Genomic DNA, 17,182 nt, shown 5'->3' with positions numbered 1-17,182 from the left:
AGTCGGGTTTGACTACCTTAGCCGGGTCTGATATCTAATTTATCAGTACCTAAATCTTATTATGAAAAAACAACTACTATTTCTCTTCCTGCTTTCAACCCTGAAGATGCTGCCTCAATCGGGCGAAACAGATGCTGCATTTGGAATCGACGGAAAAACGGTCACGGGTTTTGGTTCCAATGAAAACCGGGCGTATGCCATTGCTTTTCAGCCCGATGGCAAATTTTTAGTTGGCGGAACCAGCCTTAATAGTAATGGCGAAGATGATTTTGCTTTAGCGCGCTACAATGTTAACGGATCATTAGATGTTAGTTTTGGTGTGCACGGAAAAGTATTGACTGGTTTTATGGAAGTTAATAACGACAGTAGTATTATTCGCTCCATCCATGTGCTTGCTGATGGTAAGATTATTGTGTTGGGAACTACGGGAATGAATGGTATTAGCTCTACGGTAGTAATTGCACGGTATCTTGCAAACGGACATATTGATGGTACTTTTGGTACGAATGGCAAGATTATCACTGCGTTGGCTTCTTTTATAAATGATGGCAACAGTTTAATTGTGCAGGCCGATGGTAAGATTATTGTTACTGCGGTAAAGTTAGATTTTAACTCGCCAGATGCTATTGGTATCGAAAGGTATACAGCAGATGGAATGCCAGATTCTGCCTTTGGTACAAACGGACAGGTTGTATTGTCTTTTGGAACAGGAAACAGCTGGCCGTCTTGTATTGCATTAAAGCCTGATGGTAAGTTTGTTATTGCAGGTAAATATCCTACGGTAAACTCTAAAATAGCAGTGGCCCAATATACTGCCGATGGTACTTTAGATACCGGTTTTGATACTGATGGTAAAGTGATTACATCCGTTGGAGCCGGTACCTCAGGTGCCGCAAAGCAACTATCAATTGGCGCCGACGGGAAAATAAAGATAGCAGGAATTGTAGGGGTAAATTTTGCCTTACTACAATACAATGCAAATGGCAGCCTGGATACTTCTTTTAGCGGCGATGGCAGTGTTTTGACGCCTTTAACGGCAAATGAACAGTTTTATCAAACAAATTCTGTTGCCATACAGCCGGATGGAAAATACCTTTTAGTAATTAATCCGGTATCGCTGTCGCCGTCATCCGATTTTTTAATCAGGAGATATAATGCCGACGGAACTATGGATACATCTTTTGGAACCGGTGGCACCGTACTGACAACTTTTGGTACAGGCCTGAATGAAGCAAAAGCTGCAGCAGTACTGCCAAATGGTAAAATAGTTGTAGCAGGACAAGCACAGTCGCTGGATCTTAGTCATGTAGATTTTGCTGTAGCCCAATATGATAGCAATGGTATGGCCGACGTTTTATTGGATGCAGATGGAAAAGTAACCACTGCTTTTGAAAAAGGCAACGATTTTTTGAGCCATATAGTAGTATTGCCAAATGATGAGTTAATTGCTGTTGGAACTACTGAACACAAGGAGCGAAACACCTCGTTTTATAAAGATATCGTTTTATCAAAGTACTATAGCGATGGAAGCCCTGATACTACTTTTGGGAATTTTGGTAAAGTAGTGTCGGTTTTTGGCGATAACCTAAACCAGGTTACTGCCACATCATTTCAACCTGGCGGTAAAATAATTTTGGGTAATGTATATTCGGTTTATTCAACGCCCGGCTATTTTGGCGAACTGATAAGGTACAATGTTGATGGAAGCCTTGATGCGACTTTTGGGATTAATGGTAAAAACGCACTCAATTTTACCCCTTCTTCTATAGTTTTCCAGGCTGACGGAAAAATGATTGTTGCGGGAGGTGGCACGCTGGAGGGGGTAAACGGGTTTATTATCTCTCGATATAATAGTAACGGCACATTAGATGCAAACTTTGGTACTGATGGGCAATTGCTCGTTTTTTTTGGACAAACCAGTTATGGCAATGCCTCTATACTTATTCAGCCAGACAACAGGATTATCCTTTTCGGCTCATCATCAGATCCTAATTTGTATAATGGAAGCATAACACTATCAACGGCAAGAATAAATTCAAACGGGAGCCTCGACACTACTTTTGGTACTGGTGGAAAAGAGACTACTTTAATTGGATACACTTATTTTCCGTATGCGGGCACTATCAAGCCAGACGGTAAATTAATTATAGCAGGAGTATCAAATGGACCCCATTTTTCTACGGTTCGATACAATGCCAACGGCACGATTGACCCTGCGTACGGAACAGCCGGAATTTTAACGTCAGATTTGAGTGGCGATTACTCACAGGTAACTTCTGTGCTTCCACAGCCCGATGGCAAATTTTTAGTCGCCCTTAAAATGCCTGGCGAGGCCCCGGAAAGCTGCGACTTTATGATTAAGCGCTTTAATGCCGACGGTACTTTTGATGACGATTTCGGAGGTCAAAATGGTATTACCACTTCATTTTATGATGGTTATGATGCTGCTTTTGCTGTTGGATTGCAATCGGATAACAAGGTTGTTGTTGCAGGGTCGGCTAACAATGGCGTCAGCATGGATTTCGCGCTAACGCGTTATACCAATACGATTTTAAACGTGGACCATTTTAATAACGATTCTTTCGGTTTAGTACTTTATCCAAATCCGGTAAAAGACAAGCTTTATATTAAAAATGTTGAGGGTGGTAAATTGGAAATCAGGGGTTACTGCATTTACAACACGCTGGGTCAATTAATTTATAGTGGGGCTGCTTCGGATTCAGAAGTGCCTACTACAAATTTCAGCAAAGGGCTTTATAGCATCCTGATTAATACAAATAACGGAACCGTGAGCAAAAAAATTATTAAACAATAAAGCTACATGTAGTTATTATGGCTTAAAAAAGGACTTAAAGTAAATAGTAACATTACACCAATAGTATATAATTTATAAGGTCTTAAAATCTTGCTGTAAATAGTTAGGGTTATATACTGTAAGGTGCATAACGCAAAAGCCTCTGATTTTCAGGGGCTTTTTTTATGCTTTATACTTTCTTAAATCTTTTCTTTGATTATTAAAACAAAGTTGTATATTTGCACCCTTGTAATGACGCAAGATACTATTTTAGTATACCCGCGGGTGTGGTGAAATTGGTAGACACGCCAGACTTAGGATCTGGTGCCGCAAGGTGTGTAGGTTCGAGTCCTATCACCCGCACTTAAGGAGATACTATTAAACAGTATCTCCTTTTTTTTTGACAATAAAAATCTATGACACAAACAGTTACTGTCTAGTCATTTTAGTTCGATTTTTTTTACTGTTTAAAACTCTTACAGTCTTAAGAACCATTTAAAACCCTTTATTTTACGGTGGTTTTACGGCATTTTTCCAAAATTCGATTTCTCTTTAGGGTTTCGGCGTTTTTCGCCTCTTCAGGCTTATTGCGATTTTTCGATATCAGATAGAGAAAGTCTAATATAACAGCCGCTTCAACATCATCCACGTCGATACCATTTTTCGCTAACATCGCTATTGCCCGATCAACTGAAATCCTTCTATCTATAAAATTCATATTCACTGTTTTTTTTTGTGTTTTTTTGATGTCAATATTTTTGATAGTGCACCGTTCAATTCCAAAGAAATGTCTCCTGTTTGGAAATTAACCTTAACAGGAGGGATTAGATTGACAAGATGTTTTTTATTTGCTGTATCCAAACTTGAGAAACCTTTAAAGATATCTACAAATGGTTTGCTTGCCAATTGGCTTTGCTCTTCAATGCTCTTTAATTTGATATTGATGTCCTGCAGCTCACTTTTCAAGCATTTAGAATTGGCCAGGCTCTCTTTTTTTAACTCGCTATAATCATCATATTTCAGTGTATCCACTACAAATAACTTCCGGGCTTTGGAAAGAATTGAATTCTCCTCATTTAGCTTTATTATCACCATATTTTGGTCATGTAAGTACTTTGCTTTTTGTGAATTTGTATTACAGTCTTCTAAAATAATTTTTAATAACCCAATTGCTCCATTTGAAAGCACAAGCTGTTGCAGCTTGCGTTGGTAGCAATCATTGAGGAAAGGGGCGCTAATTCTTGTTTTGCAACTTCCCTGACAATGATAGTATGAATACTTTTTTGTAGACCCTTGGGAAAAGCTTCCGCTTAGTTTGCGTCCGCAAAGAGGGCATGTTAAAAATCCCCTTAGAAAAAATGTCGATTTGAGAATATCCGTTTTAGCAGTAACTTTTCTTTTTGTATTAATGATATGCTGGACTTCATAAAACAATGTTTCCGATATCAATGGATCGTGGGTTCCTTTTACCATTTGCTGTTCTTCTGAATTGAATTTTACCGAGATAAGTCCACAGTAAACAGGATTATGTATAATCCTGAAAAAATGCGATCGGGAACATTTCAAGCCTTTATCATAGGCCATATTGCGGATTTTCTCTATTTTATGGATATTTTTTACAAGCTGATGGAAAGCCCAGCTTATAATTTCTGCATCGGGCTGTTTAGGAGCAATAATTTTTCTGCCGTCAACAAGCGTCAGATTGATGTATCCTATTGGAGCTTTATTAGGGTACCTGCCCATTAGTTTTGCCCGATGAATACCATTTGCCGTATTTAGAGCCCTCCTGCTGTTTTCTGCTTCCGGTACAGATAGGTAAACGGCAAGCATTACCGTACTTTCAGGAACAGAAAAATCTATAGGTTGATCAATAGCCATTGCTGTTGTCCTGTGTTTTCGAAGTATTCCTATCATCTCATAGGCAAGTTCAATATTTCGGCTAAACCGATCCCATTTTATGAAAAGTATACTCTTGCCTTCCTTTGACTTGTTTTTAATTACCGTTATTAACTTTTTCCATTCAGGCCTGTTGAAGTTTTTGGCCGAGAAGTCCTCGCGATAAATACCTTTTACCTCTATATTGTTGAATGCACAATATTTTAATAACCGGTCTTCCTGTTCGGGCAGGGAATATCCTTTCCTTTTTTGCTCGTCTGTACTAACCCGGATATATAAATAAGCCGATTTAGTCTGATCATACATACCTTGATTTTTAAATTTAACATCATAAATTACTCCTAAGTGCAAAACCTTTTTTAAAGATTATTCATTTTTACAACTATACTTGTGATAATTTTAATACAGCTTGCTTTTTAAAATCTAAATCTTACAGTCGTAGATGAGAATTTTCATGATATTATTGCTAAGCACGGAATGATTTAAATTTTAGTGTACTTCACTGCCTAATCAAAAACTAAGCTTTTGTAGCTAGTCCGACACTACAACTTGAACAACATATTGTGGAAAGTAATTTAAGATTATCGGAATGGATTGGAATTATTAGCTGCTAGCTTGCGGGTATTATAAAGATGAGACCTAAATGATTTTCCAGTTTACTTTATTTTTTTAAAGATGTTGTTCTTGCTAGTTAAATTTACAATAAAATATCAAAATGAGAAAGAATGGCATTGGCAATTTGTTCATTCAAGCTACAAAAAAATAATTGTCATGGATTATCTTATGTTTTAATTTAAGATAAATTGGCAATATTTTCTTTAACTTTAATGGGCGTATTATAGGTTCAGAAACTTTTTATTTTACTCCATATTTATGAATAAGCGGTATGAAACCGAATGTTTGCACTGAAGAACAAATAAGTAGTCACTTAGGGATTGATATTGAATTTATTTAAAAGTGCAAGCGAATAAAACGGCGATCCAAGAACTTAATTTTAAATAGTATGAATGCAACAAAAGAAGAATTAATTAGATTTTTAGAAGAAAATGTATTAATTCCAGCTGAAACAAATCCGAAAGCGGATGTAAAAATCAAAAGAAAAATAAATTTAACTAGGATGAGGTTAAATGAGCAGGTTAGTGCAGAAAAAGTTCACCAGTATTTTTGGAGTGCAATGGCAACGGATAATGGAATAGATTCTTATAAAAAAATATCAAGTATTGGTGCGCCCACGTTTGAAGATGTAAGGGATGAATTTAAGAAGTTATGCGGCGATAAGTAACAAAAATTAACTATCCCAAACATTAGATGCAAGCGTATTGAAACCATCTTTTTACACAAACATTATATCACCGACTTGGTAAAATTATGTATAATATAATATTGATTTGTACCAGACATAATGAATTCGGTAAATGCAATTCAAACGAATTGCATTAAATCATTGAGCATGTAATTCTGATATAATTTTTAAAGAAATTTCCAACCTTTTTTGATAAGTATTATATAGAAAAAATTTTCGACAATTTGGAAAGCGAAACAATAACTGAAAATAAATTAAAGAGTTATGATCTAAAAACATAAATTGTTCAACTTAATATTGCATCAAGATACAGTGAATAGGGTATACAAACTAGTTAGCAATCTTGAACTTCTTACTTAAAATAAACCAGTATGAGTGATAAATATAAAAGCTTAAGTGAGCCTGACTTTTTTTGGAAAAACTTCAGGTTAGGCACTGAATTGCAGATTTCAGGAACACTTATTTATAATGCGTTGTATTTTCTGGACACGATCGAGTACATTCACCACGAAGAAGATATTTTCGAATTATTATATAATCTAGCAATTGGAATTGAGCGTCTCCAGAAAATAACAATCATTCTTTTAGAACATAGCGAAAGCATTAATCAATTAGACTTTGAAAAGAGTTTAATTACACATAATCACTTAATATTGCATGAGATAATAAATAAAATTCAAAGTATAAAATTGGGAAAAGTTCACTTTAAATTTTTGAGTCTGCTTAGAGATTTTTACACTTCATACCGTTATGAAAGGTTTAACAAAAAATCTATAAATAAGCCCAATTTCGACAAGAAAGCATTTCAGGAGTTTCTAGTTAATGAACTTCAGCTGGAAACCTCAAAAGATGATGAAGCTTTGTATCCATACAAAAAAGAAGAATGGATAGAGAATAATAAAAGATTAAAAAAATTTATAGGAAAGACAATTGGGACGATAGTAAATTCATTATATGAAATTATCGGGGATCGTGCTCGCAAGTTGGGAACCTACACATACGATATTAGATATGGTTCAAAAGCTTTCAAAATATTCATGGCTAAAGAATTTACTTTTGAAATAGAAAACAATTTTAAAAAAGAAATAATTGTTAGCCTTTTAAGTAAAGAAGGAATGAATGACGAATTTAAAAAATATATTCAGACGCTAGAACCAATAAACCTCGACGAATATAATTCGAGTTATTACATTCAATATCTCATGAATAGCATTACCAATTATAGTCGTATAAGTGAATATCAATATTTAATTGAGGAAAAGGAAATCCCGAAAGACAGAATAAATGATATTGAACATATCGGAACTGGGCAATATTTTGATTTTGATTTTGAGGACGATGAGATTTCGAAATAATTTAAAGATTACATCTTGAACTATTCTCGGTAATATTCATAGAACTAACAAAGGTCGATGTTCAAAATAATTTCTTACACTATAAACTTAAAAAAAAACAAGGATTTACGTTGTTTTCAGATGATTAATACTTCACTTAAAAGCCTCAAATCTTTCAACAAATGGTTCGAGTTTTTGTATCGCGTCCAGTATCATACAGATTAAAACTGCGGTGGCGGAATGCTGTTAGGTTTTTATCTATTGCCATAGTTAAGGGAGAAGACTATACTACGAAATTAATTATAAGGCTAATCCACAAATTTTTCGAGTAATGTTTTTAAGTCTCTTACTAAAAATATTCTTCCATCCATAAGTATTCCGACCTCGCTATCTGTAAGGCACACCTTTTAGCACCAGCAAATTGAGCCTCGTCGCTCACATTTTTCTTAATATCTGCAAGCGCCCTATCGAAAAAATTTTTCTCTTGATCAGTGGCACCCTGTCCCTTTTGAGTCCAAATTTGGTAGATGGCATCTGCACTTTGCAATGCAGTCCTAATCTCCTCCATTGCATTTGCTCTTTTAGTAGCTAGTTCTAATTTATCCAAATGAAATAACCACACTGTTACTTTCAACCTTCGTTGTTCATGAAGAGTTGGAACACGTCTCCAATCTTTAAAACCAGGTTTGCCATCAGGACCAAACCACATTAATGACACATCAGTAGCGGAACAAGGATCAAATGGTAAAACAGCTTCGTTTATTAGTGCCAATTGAGTTTTTTCTATTGCTCTCTTGCCATCGATTGGAAAAAAATCCCATTTACCACCATCCGTAGTTTCGTCTACCCGTCTTTGATTGGTATGCATGCTTGATAATCTAAAATTAGCGGAATCGAACGCAAGCCACCAGTAACCAGTACATTCATCTTTCGTGGCAGATAAAGAATCGACATCTATTTCTTTCACTTTGCCTTTAGGTCGAAAATGATCTATATTAGGATCAGCTCCAGTCAGGTCTACCTCAGAATACCAGCATTTATTACCAACTACATTTCGAAGAGAATTTAGAATATCTGGATGGCCCCAAGATTCCTCTCTTTTACTATTAATAAAAGCAGTTCTTTTATCTTCATCCTTCAGCAAAAGTTCTTTTTTAAGTTCTTTGATCTTACTATCCCATTCAGGAGGAATTATAATACGAGTAGGATTAATATAAATCATATTATATTTTTTTAGCGGCATTATAAAGCAATGCAGACAAATTTTCGATTGCTTTTATTTTTACTTCACTATTACTTTCGGAATTAATGACCAATTCGATGGCTTCTTTGTAGGCCAATTTGGCAATGTTGCGATACGGATCAGGCGAAATATCAGTTGCATTTAGTCCAGGTACAATTTTACGCAGACGGTGTAAATGCTTATTTTTCGCAGGGTAGTTCTCAAGCATTGACACTTCATAAATCCTTTTCAAGACTTTTAAGCTGAATCTATCTAATTGGCTTTCCAATCCGTACAGTTCACTGGTTAACACTCCTGCGACACCCGTTCCACGTGGACTTTCTTCAGGTTCAGTTGCAGTTATTTTTCCTGCCTCAGAACGCGATAAAACCTTAATTTCTTCCTTCAGTAATCCAGCAACCAATAAGGGATCGTGAGTGGCAATTATTGTATGGCTGTCTTTGTTAATACCTCCAATAATTCGTAATCGCTCTAGATAATCTAATCCCCATGCAGGATTTAAATGAGTATCTGGCTCATCCAAGATATATAATGATCCTGCATCTTGTGTAAACCGCATAAGACCTAAAACAGTTAGCAATTGCTGTTCACCTTCACTAAGTTGTCGGGTATGTATTGCAGAATTGGCACCCTTTACCTTCACTCTTACCTTAAAGTCTTCTAGCAAATCGCTAAGCCTCATAGTGTCCAAAGCTTGAAAAAATGCACGTGGATCACTGCCATATTCTGCAGAAAGGTCATGCAAGGAACTAAGATCTGGAAGGTGCAAAAATGTTAATTCCCGCCTTTCACGGCGTCTAAAATCAGTATTGACAGTAACTGTCCTAGTAAATGGAGCCATGCTATGTTTAAGAATACTATTAAGCAAGTCTCCTACAGGTCCTTTTGCACCCCAAAAATCATCAGCTGTTGAACCTTTTTTTGCCCATGTCGGTTTTTTAATTGTAATAAGTGCTGAGTCAAATCCCTCAATCCTTGGGTAGCTTTCCAAAAAACTTACTATCTCTTTGTCATGAGAAAGATAGAATGAAAGCAGAGCAAACAGCCCGTGCACAGGTCTAGCTAAAATAAAAGTTCTAAAAGAAAGTTTCTCGCCTGGCTTAATTGGATGCAAGGTACTTTTTAATGCATTTTTGTCATGAATTTGAAAGAGTTCATCAAATCTATCTGATGCACCCGAATAGTATCCAACTATATATCTTGGGACCCAAGAAGCTTTTAACTCCAAAAAAGAAACTGTAACGCCATCGACTTTAGCCTTTGCTTGTTTTCCCTTTTCCGTCTCGATATTCACTTTGCATCCATTGATCGTATAAGTCATGGAGTATGCAAATGGTGACGGGTATCTAAGGTCAATGTCTCTAAATATCTTTATTATCGTTTCAAGCAAATTGCTTTTTGCAGATCCATTCTTACCTAACAATACAGCGATATCATTACTAGAATTGAATGTAACGCTAAAGCCGTCTAAATTTTTCCAGGGACTCTTAATATGCAGTTCAATAATTCTCATACAATAATTGTTTTAATAACCCCGGTATGTCCGATCGGGACCGTTATTGCATTTTGATCTCTAGCTTCTTTTAATAAGTCATAGAATAAGTCAATATCCTCTTCCAACGATGTCGCGATTAAAAGTGCTTCAGGATAAGCCTCACCGCCTAAATTTTCCAGCCGCTCGACTAATTCATTATATGTTTCAACGGGTTTACTTTTGATCATCTTGTTAGCTTCATTATTGATAATAGCTTCAGTAGCTTCGTGTTTTATATTTATTTCATTTACTACGACTTCTGTAATTTCAATCTTATTTGCGTTTTGGTCGGCCACATCTAAAAATCTTTGCTTGAGCATTGTATTATTTGTGATTTTTTTTTGTCTGTAATTGATAGAAAATTGCTTTGCTTCTTCAATTAATTGTTTTGCATCATTATGTACATCAATTTTTTCGGAAAATACACCATTAAATGCTTTTTCTAATATCATTCTTTCAGTCCGATCAATTAAATCGCAAAATCTTCTATGCTTTTCTGTAATTATATTGATTTGCTCAAGTAAGTTATTAACTTTTTTACAGATGTAATTTTGTTCATATATAGGAGGAATGGGAATAGGTATATTTGATAAGGCGGTTAAATTGATAGAAGCGAGATTTACTGTTTGGTTAGCGTTTGAAAAAAAATATTCTTTGGCAGTATCTGACTTGGTGTATATACCTATAAATTCTGGGTTGATGTAGCTCGGATTTGTACGCGCCCTAAATATATGGTTTTGATGAATGCAGTCTTCTATTTCATTATTCCATATAGTTCCACGACCTAATTTATCTCTGTCACCTCCTTCAGTAAATAGTATGTCACCCTTTTCTAACCTAAATTTTTCCAGATCACTTGTTAATGTCTCTATATATTTAATTTCCGATAAATCTAAGTATCCATCTTGAACATTAGCAACACGTAAATACGGAAGAACTATAGTTTCCCTATCCTTTAGCTTACGACCTTTAGTAACTCCTCCAATTACGTCGGCGATGTTTAATAATCGTGTCCAAACCCAAGCATCCGGCAATTTCTCTGTCGTTAAATCTAGTACGGCTTTCTCGTTCAATTTAGTTTTGGGGTTACCATCAATTCTAACTTGTTTTAATTCTTCTATTAATTCGTACCCAGTTTGCAAAGTATCCGAATTGTTTCTGCATACCTTCGATAGATCTCCCTTTACTGCGTCGTTGATAACTTTTTTTCGTATTTTCTTAACAAGCAATGGTACCAACTCTCGAATAGATTTATATGAATTGATCTTTTTTAAAGCATTAGTTACCGTATTAACTATCTGACCCTGTTCTGCAATTGATGGAATAGGAATTGTGAGATGTTTTAAATTTTGAATTGTAATCTGCGGTTGCGCTGAACCTGTGATAATATTGCTTTTATCGGCGGAATTTATAGCGAACTGTAAGTACTCATTAGTAATTTCTCTGACTAAAGACTCAATTATAATTGAATTTGCGGTCACATAAGATTTTGGAGCAGTTATATGTGTAACTCCACTCATTGATCCTCGACAAGAAATAAGTAATTTAGGTTGATCGAACATGTAATGCGAATATGCTCCAATAACGCCGTTAGCCCCATAAACGGGATAACCAGTGTCTATAAAATCCTTACTCAATAAACCTTTGCCATAAAAAATATTGCAGAAATCACCAATTTCAACTAATTCCCAGCCTTCTGGTAAAATTTTACTCATTATTATTTTCTAACATGTTAGATAACTCTTTGAGACTTTCAATTATTGCTTCGAGTTCTATTATAGCCTCGCTTGTAATGTCTTCTATTTCAAAATATTCATTTTCCAGATTTTGATTATCCGATATCCAGTTAATGTCCAAATTATAATTTCTTTTTGCTATTTGGTCAACTGTAAACTTACGAAATCTCTGTTCAGAATCCGATTCAGTCCGTTTAGCGGTTCCGTTTGGTTCATCGCCATAACTTTTAATAAAATTTTTAAAGTGATCGTGCGTTAGCGGACGCCCTTTCTTGGTTATGCTTTCTACGTTACTTCGCGCATCGTAAATCCAAATATTTTTGGTAGGGACACCTTTTTGTATAAAAATGACTACTGCTTTCACATTTGCATAAGGCAAAAATGTGCCATTGGGAAGTTTGAGAATGGTGTGGACATTACATTCAGGCATTATTACCTTCCATAACTCAACTGCTTTCTCATCCGACAAAACATTATCTGGTAGCACAATTGCAGTACGGCCCTTAAGTACTAGGCTACTTATAACATGTTGTATAAAATTCAGTTGTTTATTGCTGGTTTTGATAGAAAAATCTTTTCGTTCCGGTATTTGGTTAGATCCTTTGTTGCCAAAAGGGGGATTTGTTAAAATACAATTATATAAAACATTGTCAAAAGGCTCGTAAATGGTGTCGCCAAGTTTAATGTTAGGACTGATACCATGTAAAAAAAGATTCATTTGTGCCATTCTACGTGGTCTCGTCACAAGTTCCTGCCCAAAATAAGTGTCATTGTATAGTTTGGATAGCTTTTGTTCGGATAGCGCCTTAACTGAATTTTTCTTCTTAATCCATTCATAGCTTGAAATTATGAACCCTGCGGTACCACATGCGACATCTGACATTTTAAATATTGGAGATTCAAATGGATCAGGCCTCATAACGGTTACAATTGAATCAATTAGAGGTCTTGGAGTAAAATATTGCCCTGCCCCTTTTTTACTTTCGTTAGCCGCCTTTTCTAGTAAACCTTCAAACATAGAACCTAATACGTCTTCATCATAGGAAGACCAGTTAACTTCATCGATAAGGGTCAATAGTCGTTTTAAACTTTTGGAACTTCGTATTTTAGCCATTGGTTGGCTAAAAATATTACCAAGTATACTTTTCTCCATACTAAGCTCATTCAGAACCTTATTATATTTAATCAATAAGTCTTCCTTGTCGTGCACAATTAGATCATTCCATGAGCAACCTTCAGGGATAGCAATTCCACGTTCCTCTGCTATCTTTAAAAAGATTAAATATGTGAGTTCTTCTATGTAGTCACTGTAGTCAACGCCCTCATGACGAAGAGTGTGGCAAAAATTCCAAAATTTGTTAACTAGATCCATTGCAATGTTTATAGAATGCTAAGATACATAGTAAAATCTTATTGCTGACTTAACGCTATCAATTCGCTATCAATTTTCTTTAAATTGATTGATTATAGCAACAATTAAAATTGGTGATAGTTAATGGCTTTTATTTATATTTGCTTAGATCAAAGAACATAATTAACGTCCAAATTTAAACTCCATCAGCTAGGCAAAAATACTACTTTTTGCTGACTATTATTGGAGAGACGGCAGTAGACGATTTGTTTCACCTGTGTATAAATCTACCCAACAATTGTGAATATGAGTGAAAATTTGCAAAAAAGCGCTGTCGATATTGCATTAGATGAAGACAGAAAAAAAAGTGAGATAAAAGCTATTTTACAGGACCTTGAAAGATTAAAAACCGTGCCATTAGATCGAAGGAGACGATGGGTTTGGGAACTTCTGCAGAATGCGAAGGATTGCGCCCACAAAGAAGGGACTGTTCAAAATAGAACTGTGAATGTAAGCATCACGTTGTTTGACAATCAGATAACTTTTTCACATGATGGTGTCTCATTTACTTTAAATGACCTCTTAGCCTTAGTGAGACGGACAAGTACAAAGTCTTTTGACAATAGTGACGGCAAGACTGGCAAGTTTGGCACTGGCTTTGTTACCACGCATGCGTTGAATCACTTAGTAACAGTTTCAGGTTTATTGCAGGGTAAAAATGGTTTAGTAAATTTCACTATTCCAGTAGACCGTAGATCAGATAATTTTAACGATCTTGAAGTAGCATTAAATGAAGTATTTAATTTGATAAATTCTTTTTTTGAAGCCAATGCTGAAGATTTCACTGAAAGCATATTTACAATTTATAGTTATGAACTTGATTTAGATTCCCTTGCTTTAGCACAGACAAGTTTAAATGATTTTACTAGAAATCTACCTTTTGTACTTTTAATTAATTCTACAACCGAAAGATCTGGGATAGGTTCGTTAGCGGTAAAAACAGAACTAAACACTAGAACATATTCTTTGTCACCAGCTGAAGAAATTTATTCCGGTATTTTATTTTCAGAGTTGAAGGAAAGTTCAATTGAAGTTGAAGGTTACAGAGAGGGATTAATTCATTACAGTAATAATAACTTAACTATAGCAGTCCCGGCAAAATACAAAGATGGAAGCTGGGTGGTACAAAGGATTGAGAAGGAAATCAAATTATATAAAGAATTTCCATTAGTAGGTACCGAAACGTGGAATATTCCTTTTATGCTTCATTCAAGTGAATTTCTTCCATCTGAGCCACGGGATGGAATAAGGACCTATAAGGATAATGAAAACCGCATTGATACAACCGCTGATGCTAACAGAGACGTATTTATCTGTTATCGTGATTCTGTAATAAAATTCTTTAGTATTCTTCAAAGCGCACCTATAGGAGGTTTATATTTACTTAGTGAATGTGGACTGCCACTAGAGAAAATCGAATATACCTCTGATACATGGTACACAGAAAATATTCAAAAGCCGTTAAGAGATTTTTTTACCACACACCATTTGCTAGTTTCTGCTGCTGGACTGGCAATATCACTTCCTAAGGCAAAAATTCCAAGAATATTTGAGAAGATGGAAGATAATCTGGAATTTTATCAGCTTGCCGCAAAATATTTTCATAACCAGTTTCCTGAGGAAGCTACTTTCATAGATTGGCAGAGAATCTATTTCCAAGACTCCGAAAATTGGGAAATAAACATTTCGGTTAATGAGGAAGACTTACTTAAACATATTATTATGCCCGGTGCATTAGAAACTCTTAAGTTGAGCGAAAATGAAACTAAAACTCAATGGCTAAACCAACTTATTAACTTTCTGCATCGTATTGGCAGACATGATCTTGCTGATAGTTATCCTATCTACCCAAACACGAAAGGAGAAATTAATAAAAAAGAAGCGGTGCGTAAAGACAATATTCTCAGTAGCAGAATGAAGGACATTGGGGACACACTTGGCCAAAAGGTATATGATATTTTGGTACACCCAGATATAGAACAATTAGAAGGCATCGATGTATTGGATAGGAAAGCATATTTTACCGGAATAAATACATACGTTGGTTCGTTAACACCTTCGGCTGATAATCTTGAAAAATATAAAGCAGTTTTTACTTTGGTAAGCATGTTCCCAAATGACCTTTCCAAAGAGAGAAACAAATGGTATCTACAACTGAGACAGTTACTCCCAGAAATAGTTCCTGAAAAACAGATGGTTGACGACATGGAAGACTTCAGTTTTGGGTCTGCCGAAACTGCTTCTATTAAATACGTGTGCTGGCTGATAGAAAATGAAAAGACATTTAAGACTTTCTGCAACACTTATTTTCAAGATGATAATAGTTCGGCATATACATGGTTGAACACCATGATCGAAATTTTGTACAGGACTGCGGATTATCAAGCCCTGCTAACTACCAATGCAATAATTCCTATGCAAAATGGAAATTTTAGAAAGTTTGAGTCGACTATCTTTAGAGAAGATAAGAAAGCTAAATTCGATGATCTCCTCAAAATACTTTATACCACCTATCTAGGTAAAGGTGACGCCAAATTTTTGCTGATTGACAATGAAATTACTGTCGAGTCCCTGCCATGGACAACTGCAGATATATTAACCAAACCACTTGATGAATTGTTCATTGCCCATGATATACAAGAGAAAGTTGAAGCTGGGGCAGAACTTAACCCTCTATTTCATAGTCTCAATGATTGGTTCGGAGAAAACGAAGAAGAAAGAGGAAAACTTTTCCCCCATTTTAAAAAGGAAAGACCAATATTATATGTAAAGGCATTTGGCCCAGAAGTTAGTAAAATGGTAATAGCTCTTTCTAAGATTGATAAGACAGCAGAGGAAATTCAAGCATTAGCTGAACTAGATATGTCTGCAAAGGAAATCAATTTATTGATTAATGCATCTAAGATGGCTGGAGGAACGGCAAAACTTCTAATAGTTGCTCACGAAATAAGGCAGGCAGCGGAAGATGCAGAATGGCGAAAAGCAGTAGGAGATGCCGCAGAAAATGCCTTTAAAGCAGCAATTTCAGAAATACAGACTTTGGATATTAAAAATCCTGATGTTGGGTATGATTTTGAAATTCTTCATCCCCGAAATCAACCCTTTTATCTGGAAATTAAAAGCACTGTTGCACATAATGAAACTGTCAAGATGTCACGCACACAAGGAAAAGCGGCAAAAGATTATAAAAGTAGATATGCCTTATGTGTTTTGTTAAGAGAGCAACATGATACATTAGTGGACAAGGATTACTTTATCGCTAATGCTCGTTTTGTATTGAATATTGGCGACGTTGTAGAACAAAAAGTTTTAGCAATGGAACAGGGATTAAAAACAATTGGTACTTATAATGAAGGTACCGTCCAAACCAGGCTTGACAATGATACCTATAGTGTTAATGTCAGCCGAAGCACATGGCGAGAGTATCTTTCTTTCTCAGAGTTCATCTTATACTTAAGTCAGCAGTATTTCAATATTAGTCTATAAAGATAACACGCACTATTTGCGAAACGAGCGACCAGTTTCGCTGAAACACATATTATATATTGCCCCTGACTTCACCTATGGCATAATCATGACATTACTTTTTAAAGCCTGAAAATAGCTTTAAAGTCACGTTTTTCAAGAAGGTTTTAACCCCTCTATAGAGTTTTTTTTTAGTCAATTTTGCCTTATAATCGTCTCACTGGTTTTTATAGGTTTAATCTGCTAAAATATCACATAACAGTTTCAAATCTTCCAGCAAATGGTTCGAGTTTTGTACTATAGGGTGCACAATAAAGACAAGTGACGCCATTAGCTGCCTAATGGCGTCACTCTATTTTAAATCAATACTCTTCTACGGATTATATATTCTATTATTAGTAAATCTCTTTATTAATCTAAAATTGGTATTGGTGAGGGTGGACTACTTAATTATGTTGACCCCCTC

At 35.6% G+C, this 17,182-nt stretch carries 10 protein-coding genes and 1 tRNA gene; 5 read left to right on the top strand and 6 right to left on the bottom strand.

Annotated elements, in window-relative coordinates; all coding sequences use genetic code 11:
• Positions 1 to 61: 61 nt before the first annotated feature.
• Complete coding sequence (locus G509_RS0105985) at positions 62 to 2,815, top strand: T9SS type A sorting domain-containing protein (RefSeq protein WP_035738534.1); 2,754 nt, start codon at positions 62 to 64, stop codon at positions 2,813 to 2,815.
• A gap of 260 nt (positions 2,816 to 3,075) precedes the next feature.
• Positions 3,076 to 3,157 (top strand) — tRNA-Leu (locus G509_RS0105980).
• Positions 3,158 to 3,299: 142 nt separating this feature from the next.
• Here the strand turns inward: G509_RS0105980 and G509_RS21545 are convergent.
• Both G509_RS21545 and G509_RS0105970 read right to left on the bottom strand, forming a co-directional pair.
• Positions 3,300 to 3,512: a hypothetical protein gene (locus G509_RS21545; RefSeq protein WP_051199970.1), complete on the bottom strand. Its 213-nt coding sequence runs from the start codon at positions 3,510 to 3,512 to the stop codon at positions 3,300 to 3,302.
• A gap of 2 nt (positions 3,513 to 3,514) precedes the next feature.
• On the bottom strand, positions 3,515 to 4,996 hold the full coding sequence (locus tag G509_RS0105970; RefSeq protein ID WP_026990686.1) for a recombinase family protein: 1,482 nt from the start codon (positions 4,994 to 4,996) through the stop codon (positions 3,515 to 3,517).
• A 697-nt stretch (positions 4,997 to 5,693) separates the two neighbouring features.
• Between G509_RS0105970 and G509_RS0105965 the strand changes: the two genes are divergently transcribed.
• Positions 5,694 to 5,972, top strand: a complete 279-nt coding sequence (locus G509_RS0105965; protein WP_026990685.1) for a hypothetical protein — start codon at positions 5,694 to 5,696, stop codon at positions 5,970 to 5,972.
• Positions 5,973 to 6,364: 392 nt separating this feature from the next.
• Positions 6,365 to 7,348 (top strand): hypothetical protein, encoded by a 984-nt coding sequence (locus G509_RS0105960; protein ID WP_026990684.1) that lies wholly within the window; start codon positions 6,365 to 6,367, stop codon positions 7,346 to 7,348.
• 328 nt (positions 7,349 to 7,676) lie between these two features.
• On the opposite strand, the gene G509_RS22765 is transcribed toward G509_RS0105960, so the two are convergent.
• From G509_RS22765 to G509_RS0105935, 4 genes are read right to left on the bottom strand one after another with little or no spacing between them, the layout of a single operon-like run.
• The gene (locus tag G509_RS22765; protein WP_131450784.1) at positions 7,677 to 8,549 is read right to left on the bottom strand and encodes an HNH endonuclease family protein; all 873 of its coding nucleotides are present in this window, start codon (positions 8,547 to 8,549) and stop codon (positions 7,677 to 7,679) included.
• 1 nt (position 8,550) lies between these two features.
• Positions 8,551 to 10,083: an AAA family ATPase gene (locus G509_RS0105950; RefSeq protein ID WP_081663243.1), complete on the bottom strand. Its 1,533-nt coding sequence runs from the start codon at positions 10,081 to 10,083 to the stop codon at positions 8,551 to 8,553.
• Entirely contained in the window at positions 10,080 to 11,819 is a 1,740-nt protein-coding gene (locus G509_RS22760; protein WP_051199967.1) for a restriction endonuclease subunit S, read from the bottom strand. The genes G509_RS0105950 and G509_RS22760 overlap by 4 nt, the downstream gene beginning before the upstream one ends.
• The gene (locus G509_RS0105935) at positions 11,812 to 13,212 is read right to left on the bottom strand and encodes a class I SAM-dependent DNA methyltransferase (protein ID WP_026990680.1); all 1,401 of its coding nucleotides are present in this window, start codon (positions 13,210 to 13,212) and stop codon (positions 11,812 to 11,814) included. Before G509_RS0105935 ends, G509_RS22760 begins: the two co-directional genes overlap by 8 nt.
• A 285-nt stretch (positions 13,213 to 13,497) precedes the next feature.
• Here G509_RS0105935 and G509_RS0105930 point away from each other — a divergent pair, with 285 nt between their 5' ends.
• Complete coding sequence (locus G509_RS0105930) at positions 13,498 to 16,737, top strand: sacsin N-terminal ATP-binding-like domain-containing protein (RefSeq protein ID WP_026990679.1); 3,240 nt, start codon at positions 13,498 to 13,500, stop codon at positions 16,735 to 16,737.
• Positions 16,738 to 17,182: the final 445 nt, after the last annotated feature.

The organism is Flavobacterium subsaxonicum WB 4.1-42 = DSM 21790 (assembly GCF_000422725.1).
GTDB classification, from domain to species: domain Bacteria; phylum Bacteroidota; class Bacteroidia; order Flavobacteriales; family Flavobacteriaceae; genus Flavobacterium; species Flavobacterium subsaxonicum.
Note: the sequence above shows the minus strand (reverse complement) of the source record. Positions and strands in the feature narration are given on the sequence as shown.